This window comes from Pseudomonas sp. WS 5078, from assembly GCF_012985745.1.
In the GTDB taxonomy this organism is placed as follows: Bacteria; Pseudomonadota; Gammaproteobacteria; order Pseudomonadales; family Pseudomonadaceae; genus Aquipseudomonas; species Aquipseudomonas lundensis_A.
In genome coordinates this window covers 175,546-190,826 of the sequence record NZ_JAAQWX010000003.1, presented here as the reverse complement: position 1 = coordinate 190,826, position 15,281 = coordinate 175,546, and the positions used below count along the sequence as shown (strand labels likewise).

General features: G+C 57.4%; 9 protein-coding genes. 5 read left to right on the top strand and 4 right to left on the bottom strand.

All coding sequences use genetic code 11. The features are described 5' to 3' along the window. Positions 1-248 precede the first annotated feature (248 nt). Positions 249-1,679, top strand: coding sequence for an amino acid permease (locus tag HBN68_RS06245; protein ID WP_094993765.1), 1,431 nt, complete (start codon positions 249-251; stop codon positions 1,677-1,679). A gap of 53 nt (positions 1,680-1,732) precedes the next feature. On the opposite strand, the gene HBN68_RS06240 is transcribed toward HBN68_RS06245, so the two are convergent. The 3 genes from HBN68_RS06240 to HBN68_RS06230 all read right to left on the bottom strand — a co-directional run bounded on the left by HBN68_RS06240 (position 1,733) and on the right by HBN68_RS06230 (position 9,867). Next, positions 1,733-2,839, bottom strand: coding sequence for an OpgC domain-containing protein (locus tag HBN68_RS06240; RefSeq protein ID WP_169963190.1), 1,107 nt, complete (start codon positions 2,837-2,839; stop codon positions 1,733-1,735). Positions 2,840-3,013: 174 nt separating this feature from the next. Then, positions 3,014-8,038 (bottom strand): DUF6543 domain-containing protein, encoded by a 5,025-nt coding sequence (locus HBN68_RS06235; RefSeq protein WP_169963192.1) that lies wholly within the window; start codon positions 8,036-8,038, stop codon positions 3,014-3,016. A gap of 209 nt (positions 8,039-8,247) precedes the next feature. Then, the gene (locus HBN68_RS06230; RefSeq protein ID WP_094993768.1) at positions 8,248-9,867 is read right to left on the bottom strand and encodes an FMN-binding glutamate synthase family protein; all 1,620 of its coding nucleotides are present in this window, start codon (positions 9,865-9,867) and stop codon (positions 8,248-8,250) included. A gap of 362 nt (positions 9,868-10,229) precedes the next feature. On the opposite strand from HBN68_RS06230, the gene HBN68_RS06225 reads away from it, so the two are divergent. Genes HBN68_RS06225 through HBN68_RS06215 form a run of 3 tightly spaced genes read left to right on the top strand, consistent with a single transcriptional unit; the run spans position 10,230 to position 11,878 of the window. Beyond that, the gene (locus tag HBN68_RS06225; RefSeq protein WP_346010201.1) at positions 10,230-10,667 is read left to right on the top strand and encodes an NUDIX domain-containing protein; all 438 of its coding nucleotides are present in this window, start codon (positions 10,230-10,232) and stop codon (positions 10,665-10,667) included. 29 nt (positions 10,668-10,696) lie between these two features. Next, on the top strand, positions 10,697-11,335 hold the full coding sequence (locus HBN68_RS06220; protein ID WP_169963352.1) for a LysE family translocator: 639 nt from the start codon (positions 10,697-10,699) through the stop codon (positions 11,333-11,335). Positions 11,336-11,347: 12 nt separating this feature from the next. Continuing rightward, entirely contained in the window at positions 11,348-11,878 is a 531-nt protein-coding gene (locus HBN68_RS06215) for a GNAT family N-acetyltransferase (protein ID WP_094993771.1), read from the top strand. 32 nt (positions 11,879-11,910) lie between these two features. On the opposite strand, the gene metR is transcribed toward HBN68_RS06215, so the two are convergent. After that, on the bottom strand, positions 11,911-12,828 hold the full coding sequence (gene metR, locus HBN68_RS06210; RefSeq protein ID WP_094993772.1) for a transcriptional regulator MetR: 918 nt from the start codon (positions 12,826-12,828) through the stop codon (positions 11,911-11,913). Between the two features lie 107 nt (positions 12,829-12,935). On the opposite strand from metR, the gene metE reads away from it, so the two are divergent. Further along, positions 12,936-15,248, top strand: a complete 2,313-nt coding sequence (metE, locus tag HBN68_RS06205; RefSeq protein WP_169963196.1) for a 5-methyltetrahydropteroyltriglutamate--homocysteine S-methyltransferase — start codon at positions 12,936-12,938, stop codon at positions 15,246-15,248. Positions 15,249-15,281 lie beyond the last annotated feature (33 nt).

Sequence of the window (15,281 nt, the reverse complement as noted above, 5' to 3'; positions counted from 1 at the left end):
TTCTGTCAGATAATTTGCCTGAAAGCATAGGGATAGAGCCTTCAAGTCAGGTAAATACGTCCTAGGTAGGGGCATGACTGTGCACCAACGCTGTGCAATACTCGCCGCCGATCTCAGTAGGGCATTTCCCTTTTGACCTGTCGACCCACGAGGTCCGGGCCGATCAAGAGGGGAGCCGGGTCACACGCCCGGCTTGGTAGAGCGCCCGATTGATGCCACATCCAATAACAATATGAGGTTGTACTTTTATGCCAGTCGGCAACCACCAGCCCCACAGCGACACCGCTCAGGGCGGTCCGCTCAAGCGTGAACTGGGCGAACGTCATATTCGCTTGATGGCGCTTGGCGCCTGTATCGGCGTAGGCCTGTTCCTGGGCTCGGCCAAGGCAATTGAAATGGCAGGGCCTGCCATCATGCTGTCCTACATCATCGGTGGCTTGGCCATTCTGGTGATCATGCGTGCGCTCGGCGAAATGGCCGTGCACAACCCGGTAGCCGGTTCGTTCAGCCGCTACGCACAAGATTATCTGGGCCCGCTGGCGGGCTTTTTGACCGGCTGGAACTACTGGTTCCTGTGGCTGGTGACCTGCGTCGCGGAAATCACTGCAGTGGCGGTGTACATGGGGATCTGGTTCCCGGATGTCCCGCGTTGGATCTGGGCGCTTGCCGCGCTGATCAGCATGGGCTCGATCAACCTGATCGCGGTCAAGGCGTTTGGTGAGTTCGAGTTCTGGTTTGCCCTGATCAAGATTGTGACCATCATTGCGATGGTGCTTGGCGGCATCGGGATCATCGCCTTCGGTTTTGGCAACGATGGCGTCGCGCTGGGTATTTCTAACCTGTGGACCCACGGCGGCTTCATGCCCAATGGTGTGCAGGGCGTGCTGATGTCCCTGCAGATGGTGATGTTTGCGTACCTGGGCGTTGAGATGATCGGCCTGACCGCCGGTGAAGCCAAGAACCCGCAAAAAACCATCCCGAGCGCGATTGGTTCGGTGTTCTGGCGTATTTTGCTGTTCTACGTCGGCGCGTTGTTCGTGATCCTGTCGATCTACCCGTGGAACGAAATCGGCACTCAGGGCAGCCCGTTTGTGATGACCTTTGAGCGTCTGGGCATCAAAACTGCCGCGGGGATCATCAACTTCGTGGTCATCACGGCGGCGTTGTCGTCTTGCAACGGTGGCATTTTCAGCACCGGTCGCATGCTCTACAGCCTGGCGCAAAATGGTCAGGCACCGGCCAACTTCGGTACAACCTCCAAAAACGGCGTGCCGCGTCAGGCGTTGCTTCTGTCGATTGCGATGTTGCTGCTGGGCGTGGTCCTTAACTACCTGGCCCCGGAAAAAGTCTTTGTGTGGGTAACCGCCATTGCCACCTTCGGTGCGATCTGGACCTGGTTGATGATCCTGCTGGCACAATTGCGCTTTCGCAAAAACCTGAGCCCGGAAGAAGCCGCTGGCCTGAAATACCGCATGTGGCTGTACCCGTACAGCTCCTACGCTGCACTGGCGTTCTTGTTGTTGGTGGTCGGGCTGATGGCGTACTTCGAAGAAACCCGCGTGGCGCTGTTTGTTGGCCCTGCTTTCTTGATCCTGCTGACCGTGCTGTTTTACGTGTTCAAGTTGCAGCCGACTCAAGTGAGCGAGTCGAACCAGGGTGCGCAGCTTAAAAAAAGCTGATCGCTAACCCCGTAGTACAACGTGCCGCAGCGAGTGACCTCGCTGCGGCACTGTCATGTTGCAGGGGCATTCAACCGCTTGTTCCAGTCCAGCCACGCTGCCAGTAGCACCATCACCCCCACGCCCATCACGGCGCTGATCAGTTTGATCGCCAGCGTGTCACCGCCCAGTGCATTGAGCATGTCAGCCAGCGGCGCCAGCACTACCCCCAGACAAAACACTTCCAGCGAATAGCGCCCCATTCGACAGGTTTGGCGTGCCACCCAGAGGTTGAGCCAATGGCTGTGGGGGACCAGTTTTGCCGCCACATACGCCAGTGCCAGAAAGTGCACTAAACGCACCGGGGACAGGTTGGTCTTGCTGATCGGATAGAGGTACTCGCCCAGCCACAGCGGGATGATGGCATCGTGTAGCTGAGGCCATTTCCAGGACAACGCCAGCAGCCCGGTCAACAACAGGTACAGCGCAGCGCCCATGAACAGCGGTTGACGTGTCAGGGGACGACTATCAGGCACCTTGTCGCGTTGCGCCCACAGGGACGCCGCGCCCCCCAGTACAAACAGAAACTGCCAGGCCAGCGGGTTGAAAAACCACACGCCGCCTTCTTGTGCCGCCAAGTTCCAGTAAGGGGCCGTGAGGTACACCAGAAACGAAATACCCACTACCAGGGCGCACCTGCGCAGTAGCAGTGGCAACACCAGCGGTAAACCCAGTAACAGCAGAATGTAAAGGGGCAACGGGTCCATCAGGTTGGGTTTGAAGCGCAATAACAGTTCATCGGTGAGCGCCTGTTGCGGGTTGCTCAAGAAGTACTGCAAGCCCATTTCTTGCACCAGATCGCGGGTTTCGACGTGGCTGTTGGCGAAGAACACAATGCCCATCAGCACCGCCAGCAAAAAAATGTGAACCACGTACAGCACCCAGGCGCGGCGCAGGATTTTGATCCCGGCCCGAACAAAGCCATCACGTTGCGCAATCTTGCCGTAAGCCAGTACGGCGGCGTACCCCGCCAGAAAGACAAAAATTTCCGCGGCATCGCTGAAGCCGAAGTTGCGCACGGTTAATTCGGCCAGCGGATTGTGCGGAATGTGATCCCAGAAAATAAAAATCAGCGCCAGCCCGCGGAAGAAATCGATGCGGTGGTCGCGTCCGGTCGTCATCACGGCAGTTCTCAGACAAAGGTTATAAAAAGACCTGCCTATACGGCAGAGGTTGCGCGCCGCACAACGGCGGCGCGCAGGGTGAAGGGAAACCACGGTAAATGCAAAGCTTTGACAGGACGTATTGTGGCCAATCATTACGCGTATGGGCGGCACACAGGGCTTGGCATCCGGTCATTCTTCGAGGATCGTCTCCAGCGGTTTTTTATCCAGGATGCCTTGGGTGATGACTTCCAGGGTTTTGGCTTTGTTGTTGGCCAGCGCGGTGAGTTCCCTGCTGTAAAGATCTTCAAACGCCGTGGTTTGCGTGAATACCTTGCTTTCATCGATTACCAGCGTTTGTGACAGCGCGTTGAGCTCGCTTTCCAGGCTCGACACCTCGGCTTGATCCCCGGCTTCCACGGCGGCGACCCACAGCGTATGAGTTTCACGCAGGGTTTCAAGGTCCAGATAGCGCTGATCGAACAATGCATTGGTGGTCTTGATGTTGCCCTTGTAGGCCGATTCGATATGGTTTCGCCACGGCTCCTGCGCCAGAAGCTGTTTGGCCATGAAGCCTGGGGTGGCTTCTTTATTGAGGATGATGTGATACGCCTCCTCGATTTGAACCGGCGTGATTTTTGCGCTGATCCTGAATTTCATGTGGGCAGGCTGCCATAGCAACTCAAGCCGTTTTGCCAAGTCCACTTGATAAATCAGTTTCACCTGCAGGGGATCGGGTTTGAGCCGGCTAACGTCCGACATGGGCATTACGCCTTCGCGCAACGCGGTGTCATAGGCCTCTTGTTGCAAGGCAATCTGGGTTTCAGCGATGTCATTGAGTTCAATCAGGCGAACTTCACTTTTCATCAATTTGAGTAATTTAAGTTCCCTTTCAGCCCCTTCAGCCAGCAATGCTTCGCGCAGCAGCACTCGGTAGCCAAAACGGCTGAAAATAGTTGCAACACGGTCGACACAGGTTTCGTTTTCGATCGCATGTGCAAACACCGTTGCGCGGTACTCACTGTCTTCTGCTGCGGTTTCGAGGACGCGCCACACGCGATCGGTCAACAGTGCCCGGTCATGTTCGAAGTCCGCACTGGCGACCAGGTCTCGAATGACTTTGAAGAAGTTTTCGGCGTGTGGCTCTGCACTCAAGGCTTCCCACAGGTCACGTTTCAAGCTGAGTTCGGCGGCGGGCAACTCCTGGCTCAACCATAGACCGCCAGGGGGCGGTGCGTCAGGCACATGGGTACGTGACTCCAAAGCAAGCCCGAGCCGTGTTCTGAGCTCATTGACGGCCTCCAGGGTTCGCAATTCCAGTGGATTGTCATGCAAAGAGGTGGAACTCAGCCTGCTTGCCGGCAGTTGGAAGTACGCATCAGGTACGGTAACGAGCCGGTTGGCGCGCAGGTCGAGATGGGTCAAGTGCGGCAGGTTGCCTACACCGGCAGGCCACTGGGTCAGTCGATTTTGACTCAAGTTCAGGCTGCGCAGCTCGGTCATCTGGCTGAAGTCAGGCGCGAGGTTGAGTTTGTTGTGGCTGAGGTCCAGCACCCTGAGGTTTTTGAGACTGGCCAGTTTGCTGGCGCTCGCTTGGGTGAGTGTCAGCTTGTTCATATGCAATTTGAGTTCAGTCAGTTCCTGCAAGTTAAACACTGTCGAGGGCAGTTCTCGCAGGTTGGCCGATTCCATGGAAAGTGTTCGCAATTTGGGAAACCGCTTCAAAAACGTCTCAAAGTGCGAGCCCAAAAACAGGTGGTTCGCTTCCAGCGAGGTGACATGGCTGAAATCGGCATCAAGGGTTGGCAGTCTGCCGAGCTGAACACTGCTGATATTGAGACGGGACCCCGGAATCGGGACATCTGGCTCGGGGATTCGCTGCCAGCATTTGATTAAACGTTGCGCAAAAATATTTTTGTCCCGCAGATGCACCGGACGGATGTGGTGTTCGCTGAACTGCACAAACTCCAAGGGTTCCCTTTGCCATTCTTCAAGGCTCATTTTCAGCCCCTTGAACTCCTTGTTCAGGGCTTCAAGTCGGCTCAACCCTTCGCGGCTGAACAAGCTATCAACACCGATAAAGCCTTGAACCTCTTCCGTGCTGTGCGCCGGGTACAACTTGGACTTCAGGTGCCTGATCCTTCGAGGATGGGTGGAGATACAGGCAAACGGGGCGCGCGCACAACGCAGGCCCTCTGTGTCACGGCGCGGATACCCGGCGCGCCCCTTTGCCAGGCGAAGCGGGGAGTGCGCGTGCGGCTGTTCCGGGGGCATCCCCAAGAGGCGTCTGAGTGTGGCGCGTGACAGGGGCGGGCGTTGTTTGAGGGCTTGTTTGAGCATTTGGCCCTGATTGGTTGCTGGAAAACCCAGTGCGGCTCTTTGCGCGTCCGGCAAGGCGTGCAGAACGGATGCGTAGACATCATCCAGCGGATGCAGCATTTGATCCTGGCCGTTGTAGGTCTCGTAACGGTTGCCTTGTTTGACCAGTACTTTGCGAACCGTGGCATCGGGGGCGCCAATTTCATCGATCAGGGGGCCGGACAGCACGCTGTCATGCACCTCCAGCCTGACGTCTTGCGGCCAGCCCGGCATGTCCGCCAGGCTGTGCAGGATCAGTTTCTGTGAGTCCAGCGAGAGGGCATCATCGAAGTAGTACCCTTCGTACGCGCGCATCAAGCGATTTTCCTGTTCAAAAATCGTCGATTCTTCTTTTAACCGTAAGGGGATACGCCCTTGCGTCAGTTGCTCGATTTCAGAGGTCGTGGCAGCACCGATCATTTCGCTGGCGGCCGATACCGGTAGACCGGGCGATGCATGAGTCAGGGTTTTTATCAGGGGATCATCGCTCGCCTGAGATTGGTCGTATTGCGCGCGCAGCAGATCTTCTTGCAGCACCTCGGCGTGATCGGCCACCTTGGCACTCAACAGCCTGACCTGCTCGTCGATGTCCGAGACAAACGTACCGGTAAGAGGATCGGTTCCAATCCACTGACGTATTTGCGCGGTGTCCAGGGACATCAGCACCGTCTTGAACAACTCCCCGCGGCGCACCTGGCTGTCGAGCACTTGAACAACCGATACATGGCCTGCCTTGACCGGCCCGTACTCGATAAGGGTTTTCCCCGCACTGTCGACGCAGCGCAGGATCTTGGTTGATGGCCACAGGTCAGCATGCGCCAGCACCTGGATTTGCATCAAAGGATCGGCTGTCACATCGCCGGCACGCATTTTTGTCACGAACGCTTTGAGCTTTGCGCGTGCGTTGTATCGTTGCACACAGTCACCTAGCAGAGCCGGGGGAGGTTGCTGATCGACGAACGCCTGCCGCAGGACTGACTCATCGGTGCCGGAAGCGTTTAAAAAATTCAGTGCCTGTCCATCACTCAAATCTTGAAGTGAGGCGTCCAGGCGACGAACAAAAGTCGACGTCTCCCAAGCCTCGATTTCCTCAAATTCGTGGGTCCATGCCCCTTGACCGTTTGATGTGATCAGCGGGGCGTAGGCATTGGGACGGGTGGGGTGTAGCACGCGGTAGGCATGATGGGCTTCGTGATGCACTCGGTAGTGCTTGCCTTCGAGTTGCAGGTACTGTTTGCCCTGATGCCTATAAAGCCCGCGTTCATCCGCTTTGTCAGCGGCCTCCGGGGGCACATCGTGTTCAAAGGGGGCGAGGTCCGGCTTCCACAACTGCCTCTTGCCCTCTGGCCGTTCAAGGATCTCCAGCTCTTCCACAAGCGGCGATTTCTCAATGGCCGGGGGGGCCGTGAATTCTTTGGCCAGCTTTCCGGCAGCGGCGATGAATGCCACATTGATCAGCACACTGCGGGTATAGGACCAGGCCAGCGCCTGATCGCCCTGTTCCCAAGCCTCAATGCCGTGATAGATGTCCGTCATGATTTGCGCGGCAAACACGACGGTCATGATTTCCCCAAGCCCGGGAAAAAACAGGGCAGCCACGTTCAATACATTCAGGCTGACGTCGAAGTAATGCTCGATGCGCTTGAGGAGCGAGAGGCGGTTAATTTCCGCGGTGGGCACAGCCAGAAAACGTGCGTCATTGATGATCTGGAATTTCTTTTGTTCAAACAGGTAGCGAAACAGATTGTCCTGTATCGGGTTAGGCGTCATTTCCAGCGGGTCATTGTTCTTATCGACAAAGCGTGCGTTCAACCGTTTAGTCAGTTGTAATTTTTGGCGTTGAGGGACGAGGTGAATAAAGAATTGGCGATAGGTGGGATCTTGCATCTTGCGCATCCAGTCTGAAGATGCCAGACGGATGGAGTCGTACTCTTTAATACAACTGACCGGGTCCCCTGGAATATAAAGAATGCACCGCCGGTCACGTTCAAGCGCAGAGCCGTGGGACAAAATCATTGACGGAAAAAGAATATCGTCCATGTGCAAGGCGTTGCACGTCAGCGGAAATCCGTTAAATAAAAGGTTTTCTTCGCCCCGGCAATACGCTAACAACAGCGTGTGCGTGCTGGCGCTGATATCGCCTTTCATCAATGCAATTTGCGATTGCAGCATCAACGTGTGGCGTTCGTGACGTTCAAAGGTGTACAGCAGTTGATGCTTTGCCGCCGTATCGACGGGGATGAAAATTCCGTTTAAATGCGTTTGGTATTGCCCTCCGATATCCAGGTCCCGACACAGGCGGGCAAAATCCACGGGTTCGATCTCAATCAACCTGGGCGCCGGTTGATCATAGCCCCCGGATTGATGACTCCACAGGTGAGAGCCTCTGGGCATGCCGGCGGGCTGGGCCTGACTGTCATCAAAATTATGCAAAGCCGCTTGCAGTAAGGTTTGCGTCGCGGTGCTTTCAACTTCCTGGGTGAAAAAGTTAAGGCTGGTTTGGGTGATGATGTTGTGTTCGACATCGCACGCAATACCGAACCGGGCGTGCAAGGCGGCGCTTAATAACGGTGCGGCGAATTCGTTAACCGAGCGGATGTCGTTCAAGTAATTATTGACCGCTGCCAGCGACAGATTATTAAGGGCGTGAATTTCTTTGAGGGCATCACGCTGAGCATCGGTGGCGTCGGTAAACCAGAGTGGAAGTTCCAGTTGATGATGAGGCAGGCGGGAAATAATTTGATGCGGCGCTTGGCGTATTGGCTCATGCACGGCCTCTTTAATGAGGTCGTGATGGATGCCGAGAATCGGTAAGTCGGGAGCAAGTTCGGAGGCGGGTGAAGGCAAGTAAGAGGGCATGCGTTAACGTCCAGTCGGGGGGGAGACGTCAAGTTTAGAAAGTTTGCGGGGGGCTAAAAAGGTTAAATAGTTGATGGGGCAAGTTACGCTTCGACGCTATTTTTGCGCTGAAGGTATAGTTATTTAATACCCGGTTTTATAAAAAAAGTTAAAGGGGTTAAATGCGCCGGGAGAATGTCTTTATTTCTCCCGGCGCAATGCGAGTCAGTTTAGGCCGCCGCGATCACGTTGGGTTCAAAACTGTCGGCTCGCGCCATTTGCCACATGCGCGAATAAAACTCGCCGTTGACTTCGCCGGTCAGCAGTTCACCGGGTTTGAGGAACACATGTAATTGGGAGAACAGTTTCACCTCGGTTGCCGATACCCGGCGAACCAAGTGCTTGGCCTGGAGCTGGGAGGGATGCTCTAGGCCGGCAGCTGCCAGCATCTCCGCCAGGCCTTTGAGTGTGTTGCGGTGGAAGTGGAACACCCGTTGCGCCTTATCGGGCACCACCAGTGCGCGCTGACGCAAAGGGTCTTGGGTAGCAACCCCGGTAGGGCATCTGTTGGTGTGGCACGACTGGGACTGAATGCAGCCGATGGCGAACATAAACCCTCGTGCGGAGTTGGCCCAGTCAGCGCCGATGGCCAGTACGCTGGCGATGTCGAAGGCGCTGACGATTTTGCCGCTGGCGCCCAGTTTGATCTTGTTGCGCAGGTTCAACCCCACCAGTGTGTTGTGCACGAACAGCAGCCCTTCACGCATCGGCGCGCCCATGTGGTCGGTGAACTCCACCGGGGCTGCGCCCGTCCCGCCTTCTTTACCGTCGATCACGATAAAGTCTGGCAGGATGCCGGTTTCGAGCATGGCCTTGGCGATGCCCATGAACTCCCATGGATGGCCCAGGCAGAATTTAAAGCCCACCGGTTTGCCACCGGACAACGCGCGCAGTTGTGCAATCCAGTGCATCAGCTCAAGGGGGGTTGAAAATGCGCTGTGGCGCGACGGTGAAATGCAGTCTTCGCCCATCATGATGCCGCGTGTTTCCGCGATTTCCTGGGTGACTTTGTCTTTGGGCAGAATCCCGCCATGGCCGGGTTTGGCGCCCTGGCTCATCTTGATTTCAATCATGCGCACTTGCGGGTTTTGCGCCTGGACGGCGAAACGTTCCGGGTCGAAGCGGCCATCGGCGGTGCGGCAACCGAAATAGCCGCTGCCCAGTTCCCAGGTCAGGTCGCCGCCATTTTCCCGGTGGTAGGGGCTGATGCTGCCTTCGCCGGTGTCATGGGCGAAGTTGCCCAGTTTTGCGCCCTGGTTCAGCGCGCGGATCGCGTTAGCGCTAAGGGAGCCAAAACTCATGGCCGAAATGTTGAACACCGATGCTGAGTAAGGCTGGGTGCACTGCGGGCCGCCGACCATCACCCGAAAACTGGCCGGGTCGCTCAGCGGCGCGGGACGCATGGAATGACCGATGAATTCGAAGCCTGACTGGTACACGTCAATCAGTGTGCCGAACGGTTTGTCGGCGCTTTCATTCTTGGCGCGGGAGTAGACCAGCGAGCGTTGGGCGCGGGAGAAGGGCAGCGCGTCGCTGTCGGACTCCAGCAAATACTGGCGAATCTCCGGGCGGATGGTTTCCACCATGTAGCGGATATTGCCCAGAATCGGGTAATTACGACGCACGGCGTGGGGTGTTTGCAGCAGATCGAAAATACCGATCAGGCTCAACACCAGGGTGACCGCGGTGAACGGCCACAACCACTCGTGGTGCATAAACGGCAGGCTGGCGAGGGTGAAAATCACGCAAAAGGCAAAAAACGCATAACGGCTCAACAGTGACAGGCTCATACGGTTTCCTGTTTCAGGCTTATTTGTTCAGTCAGGCCATTGCGCCTGAAGGGCTCGCGCAGAACACGAGCGGGAGACTCACGGTGTGGTTAGGACCCTCTCTTTAGCCTGGAGGTTTCCCGGGGGAGGCGCTTGCTTTGCATCAAGTAAACGCCGCACAGAAAGCAGACTAGCCATTGAACGAGATTTCGCAGCACGCAGCATCCCGACGAAAGTCGCGGGTTGAGTCCCGCCAACGCCAATGGTGGCCTTTTCAGCGAGTCACCATACAGACGGATGCTGACACCACGCTATCTGTGTCTTTTCGTCAGCCTGCTGGCATGTGATCCTTCGCGCCCTTTCCGGTTTGTTGGCAGATGCCCGTGAGTGTTTCAGATATTTCCCGCGTTGTTCCCCCCAACACCCTTCGCATTGCCGCGGCCGTACTGATTGGGCCTGACGGCCAGACACTGCTGGTGCGCAAACGCGGCACGCAAGCGTTCATGCAACCGGGTGGCAAGATTGATGCCCATGAGCAACCCATTGAGGCACTTGTCCGGGAACTGCAAGAAGAACTGGCGCTCGTGATCGACCCGACGCGTGCCACTTATCTAGGGCACTTTTGTGCACCGGCTGTGAACGAACCCGGCTTTGAGGTGCAGGCCGAACTGTTTTTGCTGCACATCGACGCACGGGTGTCGCCTGCCGCCGAGATCGAGGAAGTGCAGTGGATTGATCCGCAGGGGGACGGCGGTCTGACGCTGGCGCCCTTGACCCGTGACGTGATTTTGCCGTTTTACCGCCAGATTATTCCTGCTTGATCCCGACTCACTGCTGACAAGGACTGTCCCTGATGCCTGTCCATGATGTGCTGATGTTTGCCGCCGCGTGCCTGGTGATGGTGCTGACCCCCGGGCCGAACATGATTTACCTGATCTCACGTTCAATCTGTCAGGGCCGCAAAGCCGGCGTCACCTCGCTGCTTGGTGTGGTTGCAGGCTTTTTCGTGCACATGCTGGCGGCGGCTGTAGGGCTTACAGCTGTGTTTCTCGCCGTTCCACTGGCCTATGAAGCCTTGAAGTGGGCAGGCGCGCTGTATCTGTTATGGATGGCCTGGCAGGCGGTGCGGCCCGGCGCGCGCTCGCCGTTCGAAGCCCGGGCGCTGGCGCCGGACACCCCGTCCAGGTTGGTGATGATGGGTTTTTTGACCAGCGTGCTGAACCCCAAGGTGGCGATGTTCTACCTGTCGATTTTTCCGCAGTTCATCAGCCCGGCGCACGGTTCGCTGTTTATCCAAAGTATCCTGTTGGGCCTGACGCAAATCAGTGTCAGTTTCACCGTGAATTTCTTGATTGCACTGTTCGCTTCCGCCATCGCCGTCTGGTTCGTGCGTAACCCGCTGTGGTTGTCCGTGCAGCGTTATGTGATGGGCGGCGTGCTGGCTGCGCTGGCCGTGAGACTGATGCTGGAGCAACGTAAAACCGTATGACGTGGACCTGTAATGGCTATAGAACTGCTTGATCCTTCACACGCCAGGGCGTATCGCCAATTAATGCTTGAGGCGTACGCACAGCACCCGGAGGCCTTTGTCTCCCGCATTGCCCATCGTGAGAAATTGCCCCTGAGTTGGTGGGAATCACAACTGGACGACGAACTGAGCACGCTGTATGGCGCGTTTGTGGAAGGGCAGTTAGTTGGGATTGTCGGCCTGGCGTTTGAACCCTGGGAAGACATGCAACACAAGGCCACCTTATTTGGCTTGTACGTGTGTGAGCGCTGCCGCGGGCAGGGCCTGGGCGAGCAACTGGTGCACGCCGTGCTGTCATTGGCCGAAGAAGAGCCCGACATCAACGTGATTGAGCTGACCGTGAGTGCGAACAGCCTCCCGGCATTGGCGTTGTACACCCGCTGCGGGTTTCAACAATCGGGCCTGGAAGACTGCGCTATCAGGGTGGGCGAGAATTATTACGACCGTGTGCACATGCGCCGGCGCGTGAATCAAGCGGATGATCCGGCAGGCGCAGTTGGGTAGCTGCGCCTGGCGTTTACAGGTGCGCAGAGGGTTCAACGCACCGCGCTGACGCCATCAAGCGTCGAGAACGAGGTGTCCTTGGCGGTCAGCAGGAAGTCGCGCATATAGGGCGCATCCAGCATGTCTGCCCGGATGGCCGCGTACAGCGTGGCGAACAATCCTTTTTCACCCAAACGCTTGGCCTTCACATAGCCCCGCGAGCTGTATTCGTGCAACGCCCAGTGCGGCATGCCGCAGACCCCGCGCCCGCTGGCCACCAGTTGCATCATCATGACGGTCAGCTCCGAGGTGCGCACTTGCGCCGGCTCCACGTCTGCGGGCTCCAGAAAACGCGTGAAAATATCGAGACGATCCCGCTCGACCGGGTACGTAATCAACGTTTCGCTTTTCAGGTCGTCGGGCACGATGAACGCTTTGCTGGCCAATGGGTGCTGATTGGCCACCGCCAACATGGCTTCGTAGGTGAACAGCGGCACATACGTCAGGCCCGCAATCTCTTGCGGGTCGGAGGTCACCACCAGGTCCAGATCGCCACGGGCCAGTGCCGGGAGTGGCGCGAAGGCAAATCCCGACGCCAAATCGAGTTCCACCTCGGGCCATGCATCGCGGAACTGGTCAATGGTGGGCATCAGCCACTGAAAGCAACTGTGGCATTCGATGGCCATGTGCAGACGCCCGGCCGTGCCACCCACCAGGCGTGCGATATCACGTTCGGCGCTGCGCATCAGCGGCAACATGGCGTCGGCCAGTTGCAACAGGCGCAAACCGGCACTGGTGAAGCGCACGGGTTTGGTCTTGCGCACGAACAACGGCATGCCCATGCGCTCTTCCAGCTCTTTGAATTGATGAGACAAGGCTGACTGGGTCAGGTGCAGGCGTTCTGCCGCTTCCACCAGGCTGTCGGATTCGCGCAAGGCGTGCAGGGTTTTGAGGTGACGAATTTCCAGCACGGGTGCTCCATGAGTAATTTTGATGATCAACACGAAAACGTTGAGTTTGTCTCATGTTGTGCCGTCTGTCGATAATTGGGCCATTACTGACATGGAGGAATGCCGTCATGGCCCTGGCCCACAATCTTGGTTTCCCACGCATCGGCGCGGATCGCGAACTTAAAAAAGCCCTTGAAGCCTATTGGAAAGGCGACATCGATCAAGCCGCGCTGCAAGCCGTGGGCCGTGAATTGCGCGCCAAACACTGGCAACTGCAAAAAGACGCTGGCATCGACTTGGTGCCCGTAGGTGACTTCGCGTGGTACGACCAGGTGCTGACCCATTCATTGACCTTCGGTGCTATCCCGGAGCGCTTTGCCAATACGCGGGACAACAACGGCCGTCCGACGCTGGACACCCTGTTCGGCATGGCCCGTGGCGCCAGCCACAGTTGCTGCGGTGCAGAACACAGCCAAGGCCAGTACGCTCAGGAGCTGACCAAGTGGTTCGACACTAACTATCACTACCTGGTCCCGGAGTTCAGTCTCGATCAGCGTTTTGAGTTGAGCTGGAGCGCGCTGTTTGAAGAGGTCGATGAAGCGTTGGCGCTAGGCCATAGGGTCAAACCGGTGATCATCGGCCCGCTGACTTACCTGTGGCTGGGCAAGGCCAAAGGTAACGCGTTCGACAAACTTGAGCTGCTGGAAAACCTGCTGCCGGTGTACGCCCAGATCCTGTCGCGTCTGGCTGAGCAAGGTGTGGAGTGGGTGCAGATTGACGAACCGATCCTGTCGCTGGACTTGCCGCAAGCCTGGAAAAGCGCGTTCGAGCGCGCTTATCACATTCTTCAGTATTCCCCGCTTAAAAAGCTGGTGGCGACCTACTTCAGTGGCCTGGAAGACAACCTCGGTCTGGCGGTCAGCCTGCCGGTGGAAGGGCTGCACGTTGACCTGGTACGTGCCCCGGACCAGTTGCACGGGATTCTGGATCGCCTGCCCACCTACAAGGTGCTGTCGCTAGGACTGGTTAACGGCCGCAATGTCTGGCGCTGCGATCTGGAAAATGCCTTGGCGCAATTGCAACTGGCCGAAGAACGTTTTGGGGACAACCTGTGGGTCGCCGGTTCGTGTTCGCTGTTGCACAGTCCGGTGGATCTGGACCGCGAGACCAAACTGGATGCGGAACTGAAAAGCTGGCTGGCCTTCGCCAAACAAAAATGCAGCGAAATCGCCGTGCTGCGTGACGCTTTGAACATCCCGCAAGCCCCACAGGTGCAACAGGCGCTGGCCGAAAGCCGCACTGTAGAGCAGCGCCGCGCCCACTCACCGCGCATTCACAAACCGGCGGTGCAAGCGCGCCTGGATGCCATTACGGCCGCTGACAGTCAGCGTCAATCGCCCTTTGCCGAACGTATTGAAGTGCAACGTGCGCGCTTGAATCTCCCAGCGTTTCCGACCACCACCATCGGCTCCTTCCCGCAGACAGCTTCGATTCGTCTGGCGCGTCAGTCCTTCAAGCAGGGCAAGTTGTCGGCCAGCGAATACACCGATGCCATGCACAGCGAAATCCGAAACGCTGTAGAGACTCAGGAGCGCCTGGGTCTGGACGTGCTGGTTCACGGCGAAGCCGAACGCAATGACATGGTTGAATACTTTGCCGAGCAACTGGACGGCTACGCGTTCACACAATATGGCTGGGTGCAGAGCTACGGCTCGCGTTGCGTGAAACCGGCAATCATTGTGGGTGACCTGAGCCGTCCGAAAGCCATGACCGTGGACTGGATCACCTACGCTCAAGGCCTGACTGACAAAGTGATGAAGGGCATGCTGACCGGCCCGGTGACCATGTTGATGTGGTCCTTCCCGCGCGAAGACGTTTCGCGCAAAGTCCAGGCGCAACAGCTGGCGCTGGCCCTGCGTGACGAAGTGGTGGACCTGGAAAACGCGGGTATCAAAATTGTGCAAATCGACGAAGCGGCGTTTCGAGAAGGCTTGCCGTTACGCCGTGCGCAGTGGCAAGAGTACCTGGACTGGGCGGTGGAAGCGTTCCGTTTGTGTGCCTCGGGCGTGGGTGACGCCACCCAGATCCACACCCATATGTGCTACAGCGAATTCAACGACGTCATCAAGTCGATTGCGGCGATGGATGCGGACGTCATCACCATTGAAACCTCGCGCTCGGACATGGAGCTGCTGGAGGCGTTCGAAGCGTTCGATTACCCGAACGACATTGGCCCGGGTGTTTATGACATTCACTCGCCACGGGTGCCGGACACGGCGCAGATGGTGACGTTGCTGAGCAAGGCCGCACAGCGCATCCCGGCTGAACGGTTGTGGGTCAACCCCGATTGCGGCCTTAAAACCCGCGCGTGGGCCGAGACCGAAGCCGCGTTAATCAATATGGTCGCGGCGGCCCGCAAGCTGCGGGCCGAAGCGGCCTGATCTGTCGCCAGGCGCACTCGGTCCGCTGGGTGC

Coding starts and splice junctions, on each gene's coding strand:
- HBN68_RS06230 (WP_094993768.1), bottom strand. CDS start 9,867: ATGAGCCTGTCACTGTTGAGCCGTTATGCGTTTTTTGCCTTTTGCGTG.
- HBN68_RS06235 (WP_169963192.1), bottom strand. CDS start 8,038: ATGCCCTCTTACTTGCCTTCACCCGCCTCCGAACTTGCTCCCGACTTA.
- HBN68_RS06245 (WP_094993765.1), top strand. CDS start 249: ATGCCAGTCGGCAACCACCAGCCCCACAGCGACACCGCTCAGGGCGGT.
- HBN68_RS06215 (WP_094993771.1), top strand. CDS start 11,348: ATGGCTATAGAACTGCTTGATCCTTCACACGCCAGGGCGTATCGCCAA.
- metE (WP_169963196.1), top strand. CDS start 12,936: ATGGCCCTGGCCCACAATCTTGGTTTCCCACGCATCGGCGCGGATCGC.
- HBN68_RS06240 (WP_169963190.1), bottom strand. CDS start 2,839: ATGACGACCGGACGCGACCACCGCATCGATTTCTTCCGCGGGCTGGCG.